The sequence below is a fragment of the Achromobacter sp. DH1f genome (assembly GCF_000633435.1).
In the GTDB taxonomy this organism is placed as follows: domain Bacteria; phylum Pseudomonadota; class Gammaproteobacteria; order Burkholderiales; family Burkholderiaceae_B; genus Achromobacter; species Achromobacter deleyi.
In genome coordinates, this window is record NZ_AYMF01000041.1 from 38,717 (window position 1) to 56,916 (window position 18,200).

Here is an 18,200-nt window from a genome sequence, read left to right on the forward strand (position 1 = left end):
TGATGAAACTGCATTGGTCGCCGCGCTCGCCCTTCGTGCGCAAGGTGATGATCGTCCTGTACGAAGCCGGCATTGCCGACCGCGTGACGCTGGTGCGCACGCCGGTGGCGATGGACAAGCCCAACCTTGACCTGGTGGCGGACAACCCGTTGATCAAGCTGCCCACGCTGGTGCTGGACGACGGCACGCCGGTGTACGACTCGCGCGTCATCTGCGCCTATCTGGACGGCCTGGCCGGCGCCGGCTTGTTACCGGCGGACCCGGCCGCGCGCCTGCTGGCCGAACGGCGCCAGGCGCTGGGCGACGGTTTCCTGGACGCGCTGCTGCTGTATCGGCAGGAGCGCAACAAACCGGTCGACAAGCAGACCCCGGCCTGGCTCGATGCCTTCGCGCTGAAGACGCGCGCCGTGCTGGCCGTGCTGGAAGCCGAGGCGCCGGCGCTGCGGGCCAGCCGCTTCGACCTGGGCCTGATCGCCATCGGTTGCGCGCTATCGTATCTGGACTATCGTTTCTCGGACCTGGCCTGGCGCGACGGCCATCCGGCGCTGGCCGCCTGGCACCAGGACTTCAGCGCGCGGCCCTCGGTGCAACGCAGCCAGCCCGACGAAACCCCTTGAGCGAAGGACGATGATGAGCCGCATTCCCCTGCCCACGCCCGACAGCATGAGCGACGACCAGAAGCGCGTCTACGAGCGCATCGTCTCCGGCCCGCGCGGCCGGCTGGTCGGCCCCTTGCGCGCGGCGCTGCACAATCCCGAGCTGGCCGAGCGCTGGCAGGCGCTGGGCGCGTTACTGCGCTTTGGCACCAGCCTGCCGCCGCGCGTCAGCGAACTGGCCATCGTGGTCACCGCGCGGCGCTGGAACAGCCAGATCGAATGGCACATCCATGCCCAGGCCGCCCGCGCCGCCGGCATGTCGGATGCGGTGCTGGACGCCATCCAGGCCCGCCGCGAACCTGCCTTCGACAACCGCGACGACGAGATCGTCTACGCCTACGCCTGCCAGTTGCAGGAGACCGGCCAGGTCGAGCCCGCGCTCTACGCCGAGGCGGTGCGGCGCTGGGCCGCGGTGGGGGTGGTCGAGCTGACCGCCGTCATCGGCTACTACACCATGGTGTCGATGACGCTGAACGCGCATGAGATCCCGATGCCGGACGACGCGCCCGCGCCGCTGGACGTGCCCGAGCAGGATGGCCGGCCGGCGCTGAGCCGGTTGGCACCGCTGGCCGGGCAGGGCAAGGCATGACCGCCGCCAGCGCCTACGTGCCCGACAGCGTCGAGACACCGCGCATGCCGGCGGCCCCCGCCCAGCCGCTGCCGCCGCAGGCCTGCGACACGCACTGCCACGTGTTCGGCCCCTACGACCGTTTTCCGCTCTGGCATCCGTCGTCCTATGCCGCGCCCGACGCGTCGGCGCAGCGCTACCTGCGCATGCTGGACACCCTGGGCGCCGCACGCGGCGTGCTGGTGCAGCCCGCGCCCTACGGCACGCATCCCGACGCCTTGCTGGACGCGCTGGCGCTGGGCGGCGACCGCCTGCGCGGCATCGCGGTGGCCGACCCGTCGGTCAGCGACGCGCAACTGCAGGCCCTGTATGACGGCGGCGTGCGCGGGCTGCGCTTTGTCGAGGCGCGCGACCCGGCCGGGAACCTGTTTCCGGGCAGTGTCGGCTTCGACCAGGTCGCCGCGCTGGCCCCGCGCATGAAGCAATACGGCCTGCACGCGCAGCTGTGGGCGCCGTGCGACACCTATCTGCGGCACCTGCCGACGCTGGCGGCGTTGAACCTGCCGCTGGTGATCGACCACCTGGGCAGCCTGGTGCCCGCGCGTGGCGAGCAGGATCCGGCGTTCCAGCTGCTGCGCGGCCTGCTGGCCGATGGCCGCCTGTGGATGAAGCTGACGCTGTGCCGCGTGGGTAGCGCGCCGGACTACGAGAGCGCGCGTTTCATCCACGACGCCTTCGTCGCGGCCAACCCCGACCAGGTGCTGTGGGGCTCGGACTGGCCGTTCGTGCGCATGGGCGAGGCCGCGCCCTCGGCCGACGCCCTAGTGGCCGTGGCGCAGCGCTGGCTGGGCGATGATGCCCTGCGCCGCAAGGTGTGGGTCGATAACCCGGCGCGGCTGTACGGCTTCGCCTGAAGCGCCGGCCCCGTCAGGGGCTGGCATGCCACACGCCTTCGCCGCCGATCTCGCGCACCAGGCTCTGGATCTGCGCCGCCACCTCGGTGACGGTGCGGCCGGGCCCCTTGGCGCGGGCAAATGCCATCGAGATGATGCGGCCCATGGCCGGATCGCGCAGCGCGGCGATGCCCAGGCGGCCTTCCTGCACCTCTTGCCAGACCGCGTGCAGCGGTAGCACCGTGTACATGTGCTCGTGCTCGACGATGGACTTCATCAGCGGCAGCGAATCGGCCTCGATGAGCGGCGCGATGGTGATCTTGCGCGCCCGGGCCAGTCCGTCCAGTGCATTGCGCAGGCCGTTGGGCGCGCCGGGCAGGATGAAGGGCAGGCCGTCCAGCTGTTCGAACGCGACTTCGCCGCCGCTCGTCAGGGGATCGCCCGCGGCGCCCACCAGGTACGAATCGACCGAGGCCAGCGCTTGCTCGCCCGGCGGGCATTTGTCGCCATAGCGGTACAGGATGGCGATGTCGACCCGGCTGTCGGTCAGCCATTCTTCGATCTGGCCGCTGGAGCCTTCGAGAATCTTCAGGTGTACCTTGGGGAACTGTTTGCGCAGCCGCGAGAACAGCCGCCGGATCAGCGGATGCGCGGTGGACGGCAGCAGCCCCAGCGTGACTTCGCCGGCCGGTTCGCGCGCCTCGCCGTTCAGTTCCAGTTCCAGCCGCTCGGCGTCGCCAAGCAGCGTGCGCACCAGCGGAAACAGGCGTTCGCCCACCTCGGACAGATGCACGCCGCGGCCGGTGCGATTGAACAGCCGCGCATTGCACTCGCGTTCCAGCGCGTTGATGCGGCGGCTCAGCACCGACTGGTCCTGGTCCAGGTACAGGGCGGCGCGCGAGATGCTGCCCAGTTCCGCGATGGCCAGGAAGGCCCGCCACTTGTGCAGGTCGGCGGTGACGTCCAGGCTCAGGCCCGTGGCTTTGGCAGGCGGCATGATCGATAAGGCGGCAACGAATTAGACGGCATAAGGGTACGGCAAAAGCGGGCCGGCATGGGACTATTCCAGCCCCAGCTTGCCGCGCCGGATCACCTCGCCCCATTTCTTTGACTCGGCCTGCATCAGCGCCTGGTAGGCCTCGGGCGTGGTGGCCGTGGGAATGGCCCCTTGGTCAATCATTTTCTGCCGCAGGGCCGGCTCGGCCAGCGTTTGGGCAATGGCCTGCGACATCTTCTGCACGATCTCGGGCGGCGTGCCGGTCGGGGCGATGATGCCGTAGTTCGATTCCACGATCACATCGGGAAAACCCGCCTCTTTGGTGGTCGGCACATCGGGCAGGCCCTCGAAGCGCGTCGGGCTGGCCACCGCCAGCGTGCGCAGCTTGCCGGCCTTGATGAAGCCCAGCACCGCCGAGGCGTCGCCCGGGAACATCTGCACCTCGTTGGACAGCAGCGCCGTGACGGCGGGCGAGGCGCCCTTGTACGGCACGTGCATGATGTCGATGCCGGTCTGTTGCTTGAGCAATTCGCCGCCCAGGTGCGGGGTGGTGACGTTGCCGGCCGAGCCATAGTTGTACTTGCCGGGCTGGCGCCGGGCGCTGGCGACGAAGTCGGCCAGCGTGGCGTCGGGCAGGGACGGGTTGACCACGATCACCAAGGGAATGCGCGCCACCAGCGACACGTACTGGATTCTGGACACGTTGTACGGCACCTTCATCACGTGCGGCAGGCCGGTGATGGCGCCCGGCACGCCGAAGCCGAAGGTGTTGCCGTCGGGCGTGGCGCGCACCGTGGCGTCCACGCCGATGGTGCCGCTGGCGCCGGCCTTGTTCTCGATCACGATGGTCTGGCCCAGCCGCTGGCCCAGCGCCGGCGCCAGTAGCCGCGCCAGGTTGTCGACCGAGCCGCCGGGCGGGTAGGGCACGATCAGCCGGATCGGCTGGCTTGGCCAGGGCGCGGCGGCCTGGCCCGGGGCGGCAAAGGTGGCGCCCAGCAGCAGGGTGGCCACCGTCAGTGCGGTTGCTTGCTTCATCTGTCTCTCTCCTGTGGCGCCGGCTCGGGGCCGGCGCATCGTTGTCATGCGCCTTCCAGGCCGAGCTGCTTGGCGTAGATATTGCGCTGGATCTCGTTGGTGCCGCTGAAAATGGTTGCCGCCAGCGCGTTGACGTACGGCGCCAGCGCGTGCACCTGGCCGTTGCCGTAGCCCAGCCGCATCGCCGCGCCGCCGTATTCCTCGGCGATCTGGATCAGCAGGGCGCCCAGCCGTTCGTGCGTCTCGGTGGCCCAGACCTTCAGCAGCGACAGCTCGGGCGGCAGCGGCCGGCCGGCCTTGGCCAGCTCGGCGAAGACGCTGTACATGGCGGTCAGGTCGGCCGCGTCCAGCCGCAACTCGGCCAGCCGGTCGGCGAATGCCGGGTCGGCCAGCAGGCCGCGCTGGCGCGCGATGCTGTAGATCTGCTGCAAGGCATGGTTGGCGTGCTTGGGGCTGCCGCTGAACAGGCGCTCGAAGCCCAGCAGCGCCTTGGCGATGCCCCAGCCGGCGTTCAGCTCGCCGACGACGTTGGCGCGCGGCACGCGTACCTGGTCGAAGAACACCTCGCAGAATTCCTCGTGCCCCGACAGCGTGCGGATGGGGCGGCGGCTTACGCCCGGGCTGGCCAGGTCGACCAGCAGGAAGCTGATGCCGGCCTGCTTCTTGACGGTCTTGTCGGTGCGCACCAACATGAACATGTGGGTCGCGTCCTGGGCCAGCGTCGACCAGGTCTTCTGGCCGCTCACCACCAGTTCGTCGCCGTCCACCAGCGCCTCGCAGCGCAGCGAGGCCAGGTCCGAACCGGCGTTCGGCTCCGAATAGCCCTGCGCCCATACCGCTACGCCCGACAGGATGCCCGGCAGGAAGCGGGCGCGCTGTTCCGCGGTGCCGTGGCGGATCAGGATCGGCCCCAGCATCACCAGCCCCTGGTCCGGCGCGCGCGCCACGCCGTGGCGTTCGGCTTCTTCGATGAAGGCAATCTGGCGCGCTGGCGACAGCGCCATGCCGCCATGCTCGCGCGGCCACGACGGCGCGATCCAGCCCTGGCGCGACAGCGTGAAATACCAGTCCTTGATCTCGTCCCAGTGCAGCCGCCAGGGCACGTGGCGCAGGTGCTCGGGATAATGGGCGCGGAAAAAGCCGCGTACCAGCCGGCGGAAATCGGCTTCCGGCATGCCGTTCCAGTCGGCCTCGCGCGGGAAGTCGATGGCGGGCGCGGCGGTGTCGTCCTCGGCGTCTTGCGCAGGCAGCGCCGCCAGTGCGCCGTAGCGCTGGCGATGGGCCGCTGCATTGCCCAGCCACGCCGCCAGGTGCAGCGCGCTGCGAAAGTACAGGCTGACGTCGCATTCGTCGGTGTAGCCGATGGCGCCGTGCAGCTGGATCGCCAGCCGCGCCGCTTCCAGGCCGGCGCGCGCCGCGCGGGCCTTGGCGCGGCTGGCCACGCTCTTGCGCAAGGTGGCGTCGTCCGGCTGCGCGGCCAGCGCATCCAGCGCGTCCAGCAGGCTGTTGGCCGCCAGCTCGACCTGCATGGCGGCGTCTACCAGCCGGTGCTGCAAGGCCTGGAACGACGCCAGCGGCCGGCCGAACTGCTGGCGCGTGTTCAGGTAGGCCACCGAGTCGGCCAGCACCTGCCGCGCCACGCCCACCAGTTCCGCCGACTGCATCAGGCGGCCCAGGTCCAGCGCTTCGTCCACCGCGTCCAGCACGCCGTCGATTGCCAGCAGCGCGTCCGCCGGCACCACGGCCGACTCGATCGCCAGGTGGCAGGCGGCGGTGCCGTCGGCGCGCTCGTGGACGTGCGCGGACACGCCCGGGGTGTCGGCCGCGACGTAGAAGAGGGCGCTGCCGTGCTCGCCATCGGCCGTGACCAGCCAGCCGTCGACGCCGGCCCCGGGGACCACGTGGCGCTTCTCGCCATTGAGCACATAGGCGCCCTCGCATTCGATGACGCTGACGCCGAAGGCCGTGGCGGCCTCGCCGGCCTCCAGCTGGCCCTCGGTCTCTTGCCAGGCCAGCCCGATCAGCATTGCGCCCCCGCACACCGCTTGCAACAGCGCGTCGCGTCGCGCCGCATCGACCGGTTCGATGCTCGCCAGCAGCGCCGCCGGCAGCACGCCCGCGGCCACCAGCGGTTCGGGCAGTTGCGCGCGGCCCGCTTCCTCCAGTACCGCCGCCATGGCCCGCCAGTCCAGCCCAAGGCCGCCTTGCGTTTCGGGCACGCTCATGCCGAGCCAGCCGACATCGGCGATCTCGCGCCAGTAGTCGCGGTCTGGCGGGGCGGCGCTACGCTTGCGCTGGCGCTGGTCGCGCCGCTGCAGGAAATCGCGCGCGCTGTCGCGGATCTCTTCGATCAGGCCAGGGTCGATGCCGCTCATACGATGCCCTCCGCCCGCAAGTGGGCAATTTCGTCATCGGCCAGCCCCAGTTCGGCGCGCAGGATCTCGGCCGTGTGCTCGCCCAGCAGGGGCGGCGGCAGGCCGCCCGTGATCGGCGTGCCGGAAAAATGGATCGGATTGCGGATGACCGGCAGGGTGCCCAGTTGCGGATGCTCGACGCTGCCCAGCACTTCGCGGTGGCGCACCTGCGGGTCCTCGAACACCTGGTCCATGGTGTAGATCGGCCCGCAGGGCACGTTGGCCGCGGCCAGCGCCTGGTTCCAGTCCTGCACGGTGCGGGCGCGCATGGCCGGCTCGATCAGTCGCGACAGTTCCGGCTGCGCGGCGGCGCGCTTGGGGTTGGTGTCGAAGCGCGCATCGCATCCCAGGTCAGGCAGCCCGATCACCTGGCAGAAGCCGCGGAACTGCGAGTCATTGCCCACCGCCACCATCAGGTGCCCGTCCTGGCATTCGAACGCCCGGAACGGCGCGGTGATCTGCGAGGCCGAGCCCATGCGCGCCGGCAGCTGGCCGCTGGCCAGGTAGTTCATGCCGATGTGAGACATGGCCGCGATCTGCGCGTCCAGCAGCGCCAGGTCGATGTGCTGGCCCGTGCCGGACACCTGGTCGCGGTGCCGCAGCGCCGCCAGGATGGCGCACACCGCATAGAACCCCGCCGTCAGGTCCGACACCGAATAGCCCGCCTTGACCGGCCCGGCGCCCGGCTCGCCGTCGGGCACGCCGGTCACGCTCATCAGCCCGCTCATGGACTGGAAGATCGGGTCGTAGCCCGGCAGGTGGCTGTACGGCCCGCTCTGGCCGAAGCCGGTGATCGAGCAATACACCAGGCGCGGATTGACGGCCGCCAGCGCCGCGTAGTCCAGGCCGTAGCGGCGCAGGTCTCCGGCCTTGAAGTTTTCGATGACGATGTCTGCCTGTTGTGCCAGCTGCCGCACCAGCGCCTGCCCCTCGGGTCGGGAGATGTCGATGGTCAGCGACTTCTTGCCGCGGTTCATGGCCACGAACGACGAGGTCTGCGGGCTGGGTGCGCCGTCGCGGCCGGGCATCGGGTAGCCCTGGTGACGCACGTCGTCGCCGCGCCCGGGGCGCTCGACCTTGATCACCTCGGCGCCGAAGTCGGCCAGCATCTGCGCGGCCCACGGCCCCGAGAACACCCGGCTCAGGTCCAGCACCTTCACGCCGTCCAACGCGCTCGTCATGTCGTCTCCTTGTGTCTTTTTTCTGCGAAGTGCCGGCAGCGCCCGGCCTTGTTCCGACGGCGCCACCGCAATAGCTGTCATGCGTCCCGCCTGGGGCGGCGCTAGCGGCCCTGGAACACCGGCGCGCGTTTTTCCAGGAAGGCGCGGCGCGCCTCCATCGCGTCGTCGGTCTTGGCGATGGCCGCGGTCATGTCCTGCTCGTAGCGGTAGCCGTCGCGCAGGCTCATGTCCTCGATGGCGTTGAGCGTCTGCTTGGCCAGCATGGTCGCCAGCGGGCTCTTGGACGCCAGCTCGCGCGCCAGTTCCAACGCGCGTGGCATCAGGGCCTCGGCCGGCAGCGCTTCCTCGACCACGCCCAGCCGGTACAGCTCGTTGCCGTCCACCCGCAGCCCGGTCAGCATCATGCGCCGCAGGCGCGAATGGCCGAACAGCCGCATGCCATGGCGTCCGCCGCCCAGCAGCCCGACGTTGATCTCCGGCAGGCCCACCACGGCGTCGGACGCCGCCAGCAGGATGTCGCACGAGGCCACGATGGCCAGACCCGCACCCAGCGCGGCGCCGTTGATGGCGCCCACCACCGGCTTGGCGCATTCGCGGATGGCATGGAAGCACTCGCGCGTTCGGCGCGAATGCTGCGGCAGGTCGCCCGGCCCCTTGATGGTGGCGGCGCGGTTCTTCAGGTCGGCGCCCGCGCAGAAGGTCTTGCCTTGGCCCGACAGCACCACCGCGCGCACCTCGGGCGTCTCGGAAATGCGGTCCAGCACCCACGCAAGCTCGTTCATCATTTCAGTGCTGAGCGCGTTGACGGGGGGATTGGCCAGCAGGAGGGTGGCGACGCCGCCGTCCAGGCTGACGTCCAGCGCGGTGTAGGGCCCGGCCAGGTTTTCCGGCATGGTCATGATGTGTCTCCTTGTTGTCCGGTCTGTCGAGGCCGGTCAGATGATCTTGCGGTCGCGGTAGTCCTGGATCTGCGCGGCGCTCAGCCCCAGTTCGGCCAGCACTTCGTCGGTGTGCTGGCCCAGCAGCGCCGGCGCGCGGTCCACCCGCAGCGCCGACTGCCCGAAGCGCAGCGGGTTCATCACCTGCGGCACCTCGCCTGCGACGGGGTGGGGCAGGCGCCGCAGCATGCCGCGGTGCCGCACCTGCGGGTCGTCGAACACCTCGGGCACCGTGTTGATCGAGCCGGCCGGCACCCCGGCCCGCTTGAGCAGGTCCAGCCAATGGGTGCGTGGTTCGCGGATGAAAATGGCGTCCAGCAGCGGATCGAGCGTGTCCAGGTTCTTCACGCGCTGGCTGTTGCTGACGTAGCGTGGATCGCGCGCCAGGCTGGGCTGGCCCAGCGCCTCGCACAGGGTGGCGAACTGCGCGTCGTTGCCCACCACGATGACGATGTCGCCATCGGCGCAGGCAAAGGTGCGCTGCGGCTGGATATTGGGATGCGCCGTGCCGGTGCGGCGCGGCACGCGCCCGCCCAGCAGGAAATTCATGGCCTGGTTGGCCAACAGGCCTACCTGCACGTCCAGCATGGCTACGTCGATGTACTCGCCCAGGCCGGTCTGCGAGCGCCGCAGCAAGGCGGCCACGATGCCCAGCGCGGCATACACGCCGGTCGTCAGGTCCACGATCGGCACGCCCACCTTCTGCGGTCCGCCGCCCGGCTTGTCATCGCGTTCGCCGGTCACGCTCATCAGCCCGCCCATGGCCTGGATCAGGAAATCGTAGGCCGGCTCGGCCGCGCGCGGCCCGGTCTGGCCGAACCCGGTCACCGAGCAGTACACCAGGCGCGGGTTGATCGTCGACAGCGACGCGTAGTCCAGCCCCAGCCGCGCCAGCGTACCGACCTTGTAGTTCTCCAGCACCACGTCGGCATCGCGGCACAGCTGCTTGACCAGCGCCTGGCCCTCGGCCGTCTGCAGATCCAGCGTGATGGAACGCTTGCCCCGGTTGGTGGCCACGAAGTAGGCGCCGTCCGCCGTGTCGCGGCCCTGCTCGTCCTTCAGGAAGGGCGGCCCCCAGGACCGGGTGTCGTCGCCCTGGCCAGGCCGCTCGACCTTGATGACGTCAGCGCCCAGGTCCGCCAGGATCTGGCTGGCCCAGGGGCCGGCCAGCACGCGGCTCAGGTCGAGCACTTTCAGGTTGGATAACAGCGATTGCAACGAACCTCTCCTTGACTGCGATGATTGGCAGCCAGTCTAGGAGTTGGTGCGCGCCGGGGGATGGGCCTGGGGGCGCAAAGCTGTTATGCGGTTTGCGGCGTGATCACCGGCCGCAACAGATCCGCAATCCCGATCCGCTCGGCAAACGCAATCCGCAAGTCCTCGGCCAGTGCCAATACTTCCTCGGCCCCGTCCCCCACGAAATCCACCACCGACCGTGCCGGCCGGCTGCCGGCTGGCAGGCCGACAATGCGCGCCACCTCATCGGCCACCGCCTGCGGCGTGGCCTCGTCCGGCGTCAACGCGCTGAGCCGTTCCCCGACCCGATCCATCACGCCGTCGTAGCGCGCATACGCCGCCACGCGCGCCGTGTCGCTGGGTTTGCCGGCGCTGGGAAAGTGCTCGGTGCCGCGCGTGAACGCACCCGGCACCACGATGGACGTTTCGATGCCGAAGCGCGTCAGTTCGTACGACAGGCTGACCGCCAGCGAATCCATTGCCGCCTTGGCCGCGCCGTAAGGCCCCATGAACGGCGGAAAGCCGCCCTTGGTGGTGGTGCTGCTGATCCACAGCATCAGCCCGGATTGCTGCTGGCGCAGCTGGGGCAGGGCGGCGCGGTTGACGCGTTGGGCGCCGTAGAAGTTGGTGTCGAACGCCCGGTGCATGTCCTCGGCCGTGAAGGCTTCGGTGGGGCCGATGACCAGGTGGCCGGCGTTCTGCATGACGACGTCCAGGCGGCCGTGGGCCTGCACGATGGCGGCGACCGCGGCGTCGGCGGACGGTTGCGACAGCACGTCCAGTTCCAGCGGCCGCAGGTCGGCGTGGTGGGCCGCGGCCCAGTCGCGCATGGCCTGGGCGCGCTCGGCGTTGCGGCCGGTGACGTCGCGCATGGTGGCGTAGACGGTATGGCCGGCCAGGGCCAGGGTTTCGGCGGATAGCTTGCCGATGCCGCTGCCGGCGCCGGTGATGAGGATGACGGATGACATGAGAGAAGTTCCAGGAAGGTCCGGCGGTGCCGCCGTCGCTGCGCGGCACTTGGCCGTTGAATCAGGGGGACGGCCAGCACCCGGCCGTCGAATCAGGCAATGCCGCCGTTGGCGCGCAGCACCTGGCCGTTGATCCAGCCGCCGTCCTGGCTGGCCAGGAAGGAGACGACGCCGGAGATGTCTTCGGGTTCGCCCAGGCGTTCCAGGGGCGGCATCTTGGCGAAGTGCTCGATCAGCTCGGGGCTCTTGCCTTTCTTGAAGAGGTCGGTGGCGACGGGGCCGGGGGCGACGGCGTTGACGGTGATGCGGCGGCCGCGCAGTTCCTTGGCGAACACGCGGGTGAAGCCTTCGACGGCGGCCTTGCTGGCGATGTAGATGCCGTAGGTGGGCATGTTCAGCGCCAGGGTGGTGCTGGACACGTTGACGATGGCGCCGCCGTCGGCCAGGCGGGCGCCGGCTTCGCGCAGGGTGTTGAAGGTGCCGCGGGTGTTGATGTCGAAGGTCTGGTCGTATTGCTCGTCGGTGGTGTCGGCCAGCGTCTGCAGCTTGAGCACGCCGGCGTTGTTGACCAGCACGTCGATGCGGCCCAGTTCGGCCTGGACGTGATCGAACATGGCGCGCACGTCGGCGCTCTTGGACACGTCGGCCCGCACGGTGGTGGCGCGGCCGCCGGCCTGGCGGATTTCGGCGGCCAGGGCGTCGGCTTCGGTGGCGCCGGTGGCGTAGTTGATGGCGACGGCAAAGCCGTCGGCGGCCAGGCGGCGCACGATGGCGGCGCCGATGCCGCGGGATCCGCCGGTGACCAGGGCAACGCGTTGGGGGGCTTGGGTGTTCATGTAAGGCTCCGTGGGTGAGGGGGTGAGACGAATCATCGACTATTCCAAACGAAAGATAATTACCCTGGTTTTGCTAACATAATTTCATTTACTTTAATAATTGGGGCCAGTTATGGATCGCTTCCAGGAAATGCAGGTGTTCGTGCGCATTGCCGAGCGGCGCAGTTTTTCCCAGGCGTCGGAAGACCTGCAGATTCCCCGCGCGACAGTCACCAACCTGATCAAGCGCATGGAAAAGCGGCTGGGGGCGCGGCTGCTGGAACGCACCACCCGCCAGGTTCGGCTCACGCACGACGGCGAGGCGTATTACCGCCGCTGCGTGCGCCTGCTGGCCGATCTGGAAGAGGCGGACGGGGCCTTTCTGAACACGGCGCCCAAGGGGTTATTGCGGGTGAATGTGCAGGGCACGCTGGCGCGGGTGTTCGTGGTGCCGGCGCTGCCGGCCTTCTTGGCGCGCTACCCGGACATCGTGCTGCACCTGGGCGAAGACGATCGCCTGGTGGACCTGGTGCGCGAAGGGGTCGATTGCGTGCTGCGCGCGGGCACCTTGCAGGATTCGTCGCTGGTGGGGCGGCAGATTGCGCTGATGCCGCAGGTGACGGTGGCCAGCCCCGCCTACCTGGCGCGCCATGGCGAACCCACCACCCTTGACGACCTGGCAGGCCACCAGGCGGTCGACTACCTGTCATCGTCCACCGGCCGCAGCCTGCCGCTGGATTTCATGGTGGACGGGCGCAATGTGCTGGTGCGCCCGGCGGCGGTGGTCAGCGTGACGGGCGCCGAGCTCTATGCCAGCGCGGCGCTGGCCGGCCTGGGGCTGGCGCAGGTGCCGCGCTACCGCGTGGCCGATGAACTGGCCAGCGGGCGGCTGAAGGTGGTGCTGCCCGATTGCCCGCCCGCGCCGATGCCGGTGTCGGTGCTGTACCCGCAGAACCGCCAGGTGTCGGCGCGGGTGCGGGTGTTCAGCCAGTGGCTGGCCGAGATTTTCGGCCAGGCGTTTGGTCAGACGATGCCGGTCAGGTAGTTCACCGCGATCACCAGGAAGACGGACAGCGTCGAGATCAGGGTGATGGCGAAGATGTCGCCGTACGACTGGCGGTGGGTCAGGCCGGTGACGGCCAGCAGGGTGATGACGGCGCCGTTGTGGGGCAGGGTGTCCATGCCGCCGCTGGCCATGGCGGCGATGCGGTGCAGCACTTCCATGGGAATGCCGGCGGCATTGGCGCTGTCGATGAAGGTCTGCGCCATGGCCGCCAGGGCGATGCTCATGCCGCCCGAGGCCGACCCGGTGATGCCCGCCAGCGACGTGACCGCCACGGCTTCGCCCACCAGCGGGTCGGGGATGGCCTTGAGCGCGCCGGCCACCATCAGAAAGCCTGGCAGCGCGGCGATGACGCCGCCAAAGCCGTATTCGGCGGCGGTGTTCATGGACGCCAGCAGGGCGCCCGACACGGCGCTTTTGCTCCCTTCGGCGAAATGCGCCTTGATGCTGGAAAACGAGAACAGCAGGATGGTGACGATGCCGGCGATCAGCGCGCCCATCACCGCCCACAGCGCGACCTGGTCGTCGGCGTTCACGGGCATGGGCTGGGCCAGGCCGGGCAGGTCGACCTGCGAGCCGGCGGGGTACCAGCCGGGAATCCAGCGCGTCAGCAGGTAGTTGGCCACGCCCACGACCACCAGCGGCAGCAGGGCGATCAGCGGGTGATGCTCGCGTCCGCCGGCCGGGGTGTCGGGTTCGTTGCGCAGGTCGGTGCCGTAGGTTTCACCGGCGGCCGCGGCGCGCTTGCGGCGCCATTCCAGGTAGCTGATGCCGGCCGTCAGCGTGAAGATCGCGCCGATCAGGCCCAGCCAGGGCGCGGCCCAGGTGGTGGTCTCGAAGAACGTGGTGGGGATGATGTTCTGGATCTGCGGCGTGCCGGGCAGCGCCGTCATGGTGAAGGTGAACGCGCCCAGGGCGATGGCGCCGGGCATCAGCCGCTTGGGGATGCCGCCCTGGCGGAACATCTCGGCCGCGAAGGGGTACACGGCGAACACCACGACGAACAGCGATACGCCGCCGTAGGTCAGCACGGCGCACACCAGCACGATGGCCATGATGGCGCGCTCGGCGCCGATCAGGCGCAGCACGGCCTGCACGATGGCCCGCGAAAAGCCCGACAGTTCGATCAGCTTGCCGAACACGGCGCCCAGCAGGAAGACGGGGAAATAGAGCTTGGCGAAGCCCGCCATGCGCTCCATGAAGATGCCCGAGAACACGGGCGCCAGCGCTGACGGGTCGGTCAACAGCACCGCGCCCATGGCTGCGATGGGCGCGCAGAGAATCACGCTGTAGCCTCGATACGCCGCCAGCATCAGAAATGCCAACGCCGCCACCACGATAAACAATCCGGTCATCCGGTACTCCTGGAATGAGAGGTCAAGGGGTGTGGAGCTACACCTTAACAAATCAATCCAGGCGGCCGTTTGACAGGGCACAGGCCCGCGCTGCCGCGGGCCCGAGGCGCTTAGTAGGTGGCGCGCAGCGTCAGCATCACGTTGCGCGGTTCGCCATAGATGCCGTAGTAGCTGGATGGCACGCGGGCGTAGTAGCTGCGGTCAAAGACGTTGTTCAGCGTCAGCGAGGCGTCCAGGTTGCGGTTGATCTTGTAGCCGACCTGCGCATCGACGACGGCGTAGCCGCCTTGCCACGAGACGTTGTTGCGGCTGGTGCGGCTTTGCGTGCGCACCCCGCCGCCCACGCGCCAGCCCGGCAGCACGTCGGGGGTGAAGCGGTAGGTGGTCCAGACCTTGAACAGGTGCTTGGGCGTTTCGGGATTGACGATCTGGCCTTCCTGCGTGGGGTCCGACAGGTAGCGGGTCTGCAGGTAGGTGTAGCCGGCGTACAGGTCCCAGTTGGGCAGCAGGCGGCCGGTGATTTCGGCTTCCACGCCCTGGCTCTGGGCTTCGCCCTGGGCCAGGTAGCGGCCGGGGTTGGCGTCGTCCGCCACGGCGCGGTTCTTGTCGCGGATACGGAACAGCGCCAGCGAGGCGTTGGCCGCACCGTCCAGGAATTCGCCCTTCAGGCCGACTTCGTACTGCTTGCCGGTGCGCGGCTTGAGCGGTTTGCCGTCGGCTGTCATCTGCCAGGCTTCCGAGAACGCGTAGACGTCCGAGTAGCTGGCGTAGGCGGACAGCCACGAATTCAGCTGCGCCACCGCGCCGTAGTAGGGCACGAACTTGCTCACCTCGGGGTCGCGCCGGGTGTCGCCCGGCGTGGGCAGCACCGCCTGCGTGGAATTGCGATACCAGCTCTGGCGCCCGCCCACGATCAGCGTCAGCGGGTCGGCGACGTTCAAGCTCAGCTGGCCGTAGACGCCCATCTGGCTGGACTTGGACTTGTCGCCCGAGGTGTAGGGCAGGTCCGGGTTGGGCACGTCGATGTCGTAGATCGACACGTTGGTGTAGTTGGCGCCGCCCGAGCGGCTGTCCTGGTTACGCTCGGCGTAGTTGGCGCCGATCATGGCCTGATGGGTGCGGCCGAAGAGTTCGAACGGACCCGTGGCATGGGTGTCCATGCCCAGCCAGCGGATCTGGTCTTTCTGCACTTGCACGCGGTAGCCGGCGCGGTCGTTGGCGGGGTTGACCGGGCCGTTGACATAGCCGTAGCGGCTGTCCAGGTCGGTCGAGCGGTAGTTCATGGACACCTGGCCGGTCCAGCCATTGGCAAAGCGGTGGCTCAGTTCGGTATAGATTTCGGACAGGGTGGTGTCGCCGCGCGCCCAGTCGGTGCCGTAGAAGCCCTTGCGCGGCGAGTCGACGAACTTGCCGTTCGAGTAGATCGACAGGCCGTAGTCGAACGGCGCCATGCGCTGGCGCTGGTAGGCGGCGGACAGGGTCAGCGTGGTGTTGGCCGTGAGGTCGAATTCCAGCGCGCCGTAGACCAGGCCCTGGCGGGTGTTGGCCTTGTCGAAGAAATAGTCGCGGTCCTGCGCGGCGAAGCCGGCGCGGGCGCGCACGCGGCCGTCTTCGGTGATCGGGCCGGTGGCATCCAGCTCGGTGCGATAGTTGTTCCAGGAACCGGCCATGACCGCGCCGGTCAGGCTGAAGGCATCCTGCGGGCGCTTGCGCACCAGGTTGACGGTGCCGGCGGGGCTGCCAAAGCCCTGCAGCAGGCCGGCCGGGCCGCGCAGCACTTCCACGCGGTCGTACAGGGCCAGGTCGAACTGCGGCAGGTATTGCAGGGCGCCGTTGGCCGGGATGCCGTCGAACTGCACGTCGGCCTCGTAGCCGCGCGCGGTGAAATAGGCGGTGCCGTCGCCATAGGTCATGGCGCTGACGCCGGTGGTCTGGCGCAGGGCGTCTTCCACCGTGACCATGTTCTGGTCGTCCATGCGCTGGCGCGTCACGATCGACACCGAATTGGGAATGTTGCGCACGTCGGCGCCGGTCTTGCTGACGGTGGCCTTGTTGGCGGTGTAGGACGGCACGCCTTCGGTCTGGCCGGGGTCGGACATCTTGTCGGCCGAGCCGGTGACGCGCACCGGGCTCAGTTGCGGCACGGCGTCGTCGGCGCGGACCAGGGCGGGCAGGCACGCCTGGGCCAGCAGGGCGGCGGCCAGGGTCAGGCGCAGGCGGTGGGGGGCGGTGTGGGGGAAGGCAGCGGGGCGTGGGCCAAAAGCGACAGGGAGGAGTGCGGCGGGGGTCATTTTCTTTTGAAAACAATGGGAATCATTTGCATTAATGATAAAAAGCAAGTTCCCCGAACGCAGGACAGAAAATGTCGAAAAACGGACATAACTGTCCGGATGCGCGTCGTTTGACCCATTGCTATCGAAAACCCGCCAATGCGAGAGTTTCCTTCCGAGGCGCCACCGGTGGTGGCGCGCTCGTTTCACTATGAAGACGGCCAGCGCCAGGAGCCGCATTCGCACGAACGCATCCAGCTGATGTATTCGCCCACCGGCATCATGCGCGTCATGACCGAGGACGGCGCCTGGCTGCTGGCGCCGATGCGCGCGCTGTGGATTCCGCCGGGCGTGGCCCACGAAGTGCGCATGGTGGGCAAGGTCACCATGCGTTCGGCGTTCATTGCGCCGGATGCCGCGCCGTGGCTCTGGAAGGATACCTGCGCGCTGGACGTGGCGCCGCTGATGCGCGAACTGATCCTGACGCTGAACCAGCCGGCCGCGCGCCATGGGCCGGTGCAGCGCCTGAGCGCCGAACTGCTGCTCAACCTGCTGGCCGGCACCGAACGCCAGCACCGCCAGCTGCCGCTGCCGTTCGACCGCCGCCTGCGCAAGGTCTGCGCGGCCGTGCTGCAAACGCCGGGCAATGACGACACGCTGGAGCAGTGGGGCGAGCGCATGGGGGCCAGCGCCCGCACGCTGGCGCGCCGCATGAAGGACGAGACCGGCATGACGTTTCACCATTGGCGCCTGCAGGTGCGCATCGACGAAGGCATCTGCCGGCTGTTGCAGGGCCAGTCGGTGGTGAGCGTGGCGCGCGCGCTGGGCTATGCCAGCGCCAGCGCGTTCGTGTATATGTTCCGCAACCTGATGGGGGTATCGCCTACGCGCTATCTGGAGCAAATTGCGCCGACGTAGCGGGGTGGGCCGGGGCGTGGCCGGCCGATCTTCGTGGCGCGAACCCGCTAGCCTTCCAGCAGCGCCAGCGCCTGCGCGGCGATGTTCAGGTCGATGGCCGCCTCGTCGCCATCGCCCAGGAACCACGCGGCCGACAGGCCGCACCAGGCCACCACCCATTGCAGCAGGCGGCGGCGGTCCAGGCCCGATTCGTCGACCATGATGTTCAGGCGCCGCTCGAAGCAGCCCGGCACGATGGCAACCGCCGGGTTCGGGTCGGCCAGGTCGGGGTTGCAGAACACGTTGGCGTAGTCGAACCCGCGTTCGCCATAGAGCCGCTTGGGGTCGATGACCAGCCAGCCGCGGTCGCCGAAGTCCAGGATGTTGTCGTGATGCACGTCGCCGTGCAGCACGACCAGGTCTTGCGGATCATCGAGCAGCGCGCGGGCGTGGCGGGCGCTGTGGGCCAGCAGGCCGCCGCGCGCTTGCGCCATCGGCCACAGGTCGACGAACCATTCGCGCAGGGGCCGCAGCGGCGGCAGCGGCTTGGCGCGCGGCGCGTGCAGTTCGCGCAGCACGCCGCAGATGATGCGGGTGGCTTCGTCGTCGCGGCCGGTGCGAGCATAGGCGGCCAGCGAACGCGTGCCGGTGGCGCGTTCGAGCAAGATGGCATCCGCGTCATGCGCCAGCACCCGGGCCGCACCCTGGCCATCCCACCAGGTCATCAACACGCCGCCCTGGCGCTCGTCTTCCTCGACCGACACCTTCAGCATGGCGGGCACGCCTGCCTGGCGCACCGGCAAGAGCCGCGCGGCGGGCGTGGTGAGGGGGGCGCCGTCGGGCACGAGGTTCCAGCGGGACAGGTAGGGGTCGAACATGGCGGGGGGCGGTTGCGGGACCGTGGGCAGGGCAGG

The 18,200-nt window shown here is 69.2% G+C and carries 16 protein-coding genes; 5 read left to right on the top strand and 11 right to left on the bottom strand.

The annotated features are described in order from the left end of the window. Positions 1-2 precede the first annotated feature (2 nt). The 3 genes from U858_RS0130860 to U858_RS0130870 are packed head-to-tail and all read left to right on the top strand — an operon-like array spanning position 3 to position 2,138. A complete protein-coding gene (locus U858_RS0130860; protein WP_025140967.1) occupies positions 3-617 on the top strand; it encodes a glutathione S-transferase family protein in 615 nt (204 codons plus the stop codon). Positions 618-630: 13 nt separating this feature from the next. Beyond that, on the top strand, positions 631-1,245 hold the full coding sequence (locus U858_RS0130865) for a carboxymuconolactone decarboxylase family protein (RefSeq protein ID WP_025140968.1): 615 nt from the start codon (positions 631-633) through the stop codon (positions 1,243-1,245). Next, the gene (locus U858_RS0130870) at positions 1,242-2,138 is read left to right on the top strand and encodes an amidohydrolase (protein ID WP_025140969.1); all 897 of its coding nucleotides are present in this window, start codon (positions 1,242-1,244) and stop codon (positions 2,136-2,138) included. The genes U858_RS0130865 and U858_RS0130870 overlap by 4 nt, the downstream gene beginning before the upstream one ends. A gap of 13 nt (positions 2,139-2,151) precedes the next feature. Here the strand turns inward: U858_RS0130870 and U858_RS0130875 are convergent, their stop codons facing one another. The 8 genes from U858_RS0130875 to U858_RS0130910 all read right to left on the bottom strand — a co-directional run bounded on the left by U858_RS0130875 (position 2,152) and on the right by U858_RS0130910 (position 11,722). Further along, a complete protein-coding gene (locus U858_RS0130875; RefSeq protein ID WP_025140970.1) occupies positions 2,152-3,114 on the bottom strand; it encodes a LysR family transcriptional regulator in 963 nt (320 codons plus the stop codon). Between the two features lie 63 nt (positions 3,115-3,177). Next, on the bottom strand, positions 3,178-4,149 hold the full coding sequence (locus U858_RS0130880; RefSeq protein WP_025140971.1) for a tripartite tricarboxylate transporter substrate binding protein: 972 nt from the start codon (positions 4,147-4,149) through the stop codon (positions 3,178-3,180). Between the two features lie 44 nt (positions 4,150-4,193). Then, a complete protein-coding gene (locus tag U858_RS0130885) occupies positions 4,194-6,524 on the bottom strand; it encodes an acyl-CoA dehydrogenase (protein WP_029954586.1) in 2,331 nt (776 codons plus the stop codon). After that, positions 6,521-7,744, bottom strand: a complete 1,224-nt coding sequence (locus U858_RS0130890; RefSeq protein WP_025140973.1) for a CaiB/BaiF CoA-transferase family protein — start codon at positions 7,742-7,744, stop codon at positions 6,521-6,523. Before U858_RS0130890 ends, U858_RS0130885 begins: the two co-directional genes overlap by 4 nt. A 101-nt stretch (positions 7,745-7,845) precedes the next feature. After that, the gene (locus U858_RS0130895) at positions 7,846-8,643 is read right to left on the bottom strand and encodes an enoyl-CoA hydratase/isomerase family protein (RefSeq protein ID WP_115597051.1); all 798 of its coding nucleotides are present in this window, start codon (positions 8,641-8,643) and stop codon (positions 7,846-7,848) included. Between the two features lie 36 nt (positions 8,644-8,679). Next, positions 8,680-9,900: a CaiB/BaiF CoA-transferase family protein gene (locus U858_RS0130900; RefSeq protein ID WP_025140975.1), complete on the bottom strand. Its 1,221-nt coding sequence runs from the start codon at positions 9,898-9,900 to the stop codon at positions 8,680-8,682. Between the two features lie 83 nt (positions 9,901-9,983). Continuing rightward, on the bottom strand, positions 9,984-10,886 hold the full coding sequence (locus U858_RS0130905; RefSeq protein WP_025140976.1) for an SDR family oxidoreductase: 903 nt from the start codon (positions 10,884-10,886) through the stop codon (positions 9,984-9,986). A 92-nt stretch (positions 10,887-10,978) separates the two neighbouring features. Continuing rightward, a complete protein-coding gene (locus U858_RS0130910) occupies positions 10,979-11,722 on the bottom strand; it encodes an SDR family oxidoreductase (protein WP_025140977.1) in 744 nt (247 codons plus the stop codon). Between the two features lie 112 nt (positions 11,723-11,834). Here U858_RS0130910 and U858_RS0130915 point away from each other — a divergent pair, with 112 nt between their 5' ends. Beyond that, complete coding sequence (locus tag U858_RS0130915) at positions 11,835-12,746, top strand: LysR family transcriptional regulator (protein WP_025140978.1); 912 nt, start codon at positions 11,835-11,837, stop codon at positions 12,744-12,746. On the opposite strand, the gene U858_RS0130920 is transcribed toward U858_RS0130915, so the two are convergent. Next, on the bottom strand, positions 12,725-14,119 hold the full coding sequence (locus U858_RS0130920) for a GntP family permease (RefSeq protein WP_025140979.1): 1,395 nt from the start codon (positions 14,117-14,119) through the stop codon (positions 12,725-12,727). The genes U858_RS0130915 and U858_RS0130920 overlap by 22 nt on opposite strands. Positions 14,120-14,229: 110 nt before the next feature. After that, the gene (locus U858_RS0130925) at positions 14,230-16,410 is read right to left on the bottom strand and encodes a TonB-dependent siderophore receptor (RefSeq protein WP_025140980.1); all 2,181 of its coding nucleotides are present in this window, start codon (positions 16,408-16,410) and stop codon (positions 14,230-14,232) included. 138 nt (positions 16,411-16,548) lie between these two features. On the opposite strand from U858_RS0130925, the gene U858_RS0130930 reads away from it, so the two are divergent. Beyond that, complete coding sequence (locus U858_RS0130930; RefSeq protein ID WP_025140981.1) at positions 16,549-17,307, top strand: helix-turn-helix domain-containing protein; 759 nt, start codon at positions 16,549-16,551, stop codon at positions 17,305-17,307. A gap of 47 nt (positions 17,308-17,354) precedes the next feature. Here the strand turns inward: U858_RS0130930 and U858_RS0130935 are convergent, their stop codons facing one another. Then, positions 17,355-18,164, bottom strand: a complete 810-nt coding sequence (locus tag U858_RS0130935) for an aminoglycoside phosphotransferase family protein (protein WP_025140982.1) — start codon at positions 18,162-18,164, stop codon at positions 17,355-17,357. Positions 18,165-18,200: the final 36 nt, after the last annotated feature.

Excerpts from the sequence above, each read along its gene's own strand:
- U858_RS0130865 (WP_025140968.1), top strand. The coding sequence starts at position 631 with ATGAGCCGCATTCCCCTGCCCACGCCCGACAGCATGAGCGACGACCAG.
- U858_RS0130905 (WP_025140976.1), bottom strand. The coding sequence starts at position 10,886 with ATGTCATCCGTCATCCTCATCACCGGCGCCGGCAGCGGCATCGGCAAG.
- U858_RS0130895 (WP_115597051.1), bottom strand. The coding sequence starts at position 8,643 with ATGACCATGCCGGAAAACCTGGCCGGGCCCTACACCGCGCTGGACGTC.
- U858_RS0130885 (WP_029954586.1), bottom strand. The coding sequence starts at position 6,524 with ATGAGCGGCATCGACCCTGGCCTGATCGAAGAGATCCGCGACAGCGCG.
- U858_RS0130915 (WP_025140978.1), top strand. The coding sequence starts at position 11,835 with ATGGATCGCTTCCAGGAAATGCAGGTGTTCGTGCGCATTGCCGAGCGG.
- U858_RS0130920 (WP_025140979.1), bottom strand. The coding sequence starts at position 14,119 with ATGACCGGATTGTTTATCGTGGTGGCGGCGTTGGCATTTCTGATGCTG.
- U858_RS0130925 (WP_025140980.1), bottom strand. The coding sequence starts at position 16,410 with ATGACCCCCGCCGCACTCCTCCCTGTCGCTTTTGGCCCACGCCCCGCT.
- U858_RS0130930 (WP_025140981.1), top strand. The coding sequence starts at position 16,549 with ATGCGAGAGTTTCCTTCCGAGGCGCCACCGGTGGTGGCGCGCTCGTTT.
- U858_RS0130880 (WP_025140971.1), bottom strand. The coding sequence starts at position 4,149 with ATGAAGCAAGCAACCGCACTGACGGTGGCCACCCTGCTGCTGGGCGCC.
- U858_RS0130870 (WP_025140969.1), top strand. The coding sequence starts at position 1,242 with ATGACCGCCGCCAGCGCCTACGTGCCCGACAGCGTCGAGACACCGCGC.
- U858_RS0130875 (WP_025140970.1), bottom strand. The coding sequence starts at position 3,114 with ATGCCGCCTGCCAAAGCCACGGGCCTGAGCCTGGACGTCACCGCCGAC.
- U858_RS0130935 (WP_025140982.1), bottom strand. The coding sequence starts at position 18,164 with ATGTTCGACCCCTACCTGTCCCGCTGGAACCTCGTGCCCGACGGCGCC.
- U858_RS0130910 (WP_025140977.1), bottom strand. The coding sequence starts at position 11,722 with ATGAACACCCAAGCCCCCCAACGCGTTGCCCTGGTCACCGGCGGATCC.
- U858_RS0130860 (WP_025140967.1), top strand. The coding sequence starts at position 3 with ATGAAACTGCATTGGTCGCCGCGCTCGCCCTTCGTGCGCAAGGTGATG.
- U858_RS0130890 (WP_025140973.1), bottom strand. The coding sequence starts at position 7,744 with ATGACGAGCGCGTTGGACGGCGTGAAGGTGCTGGACCTGAGCCGGGTG.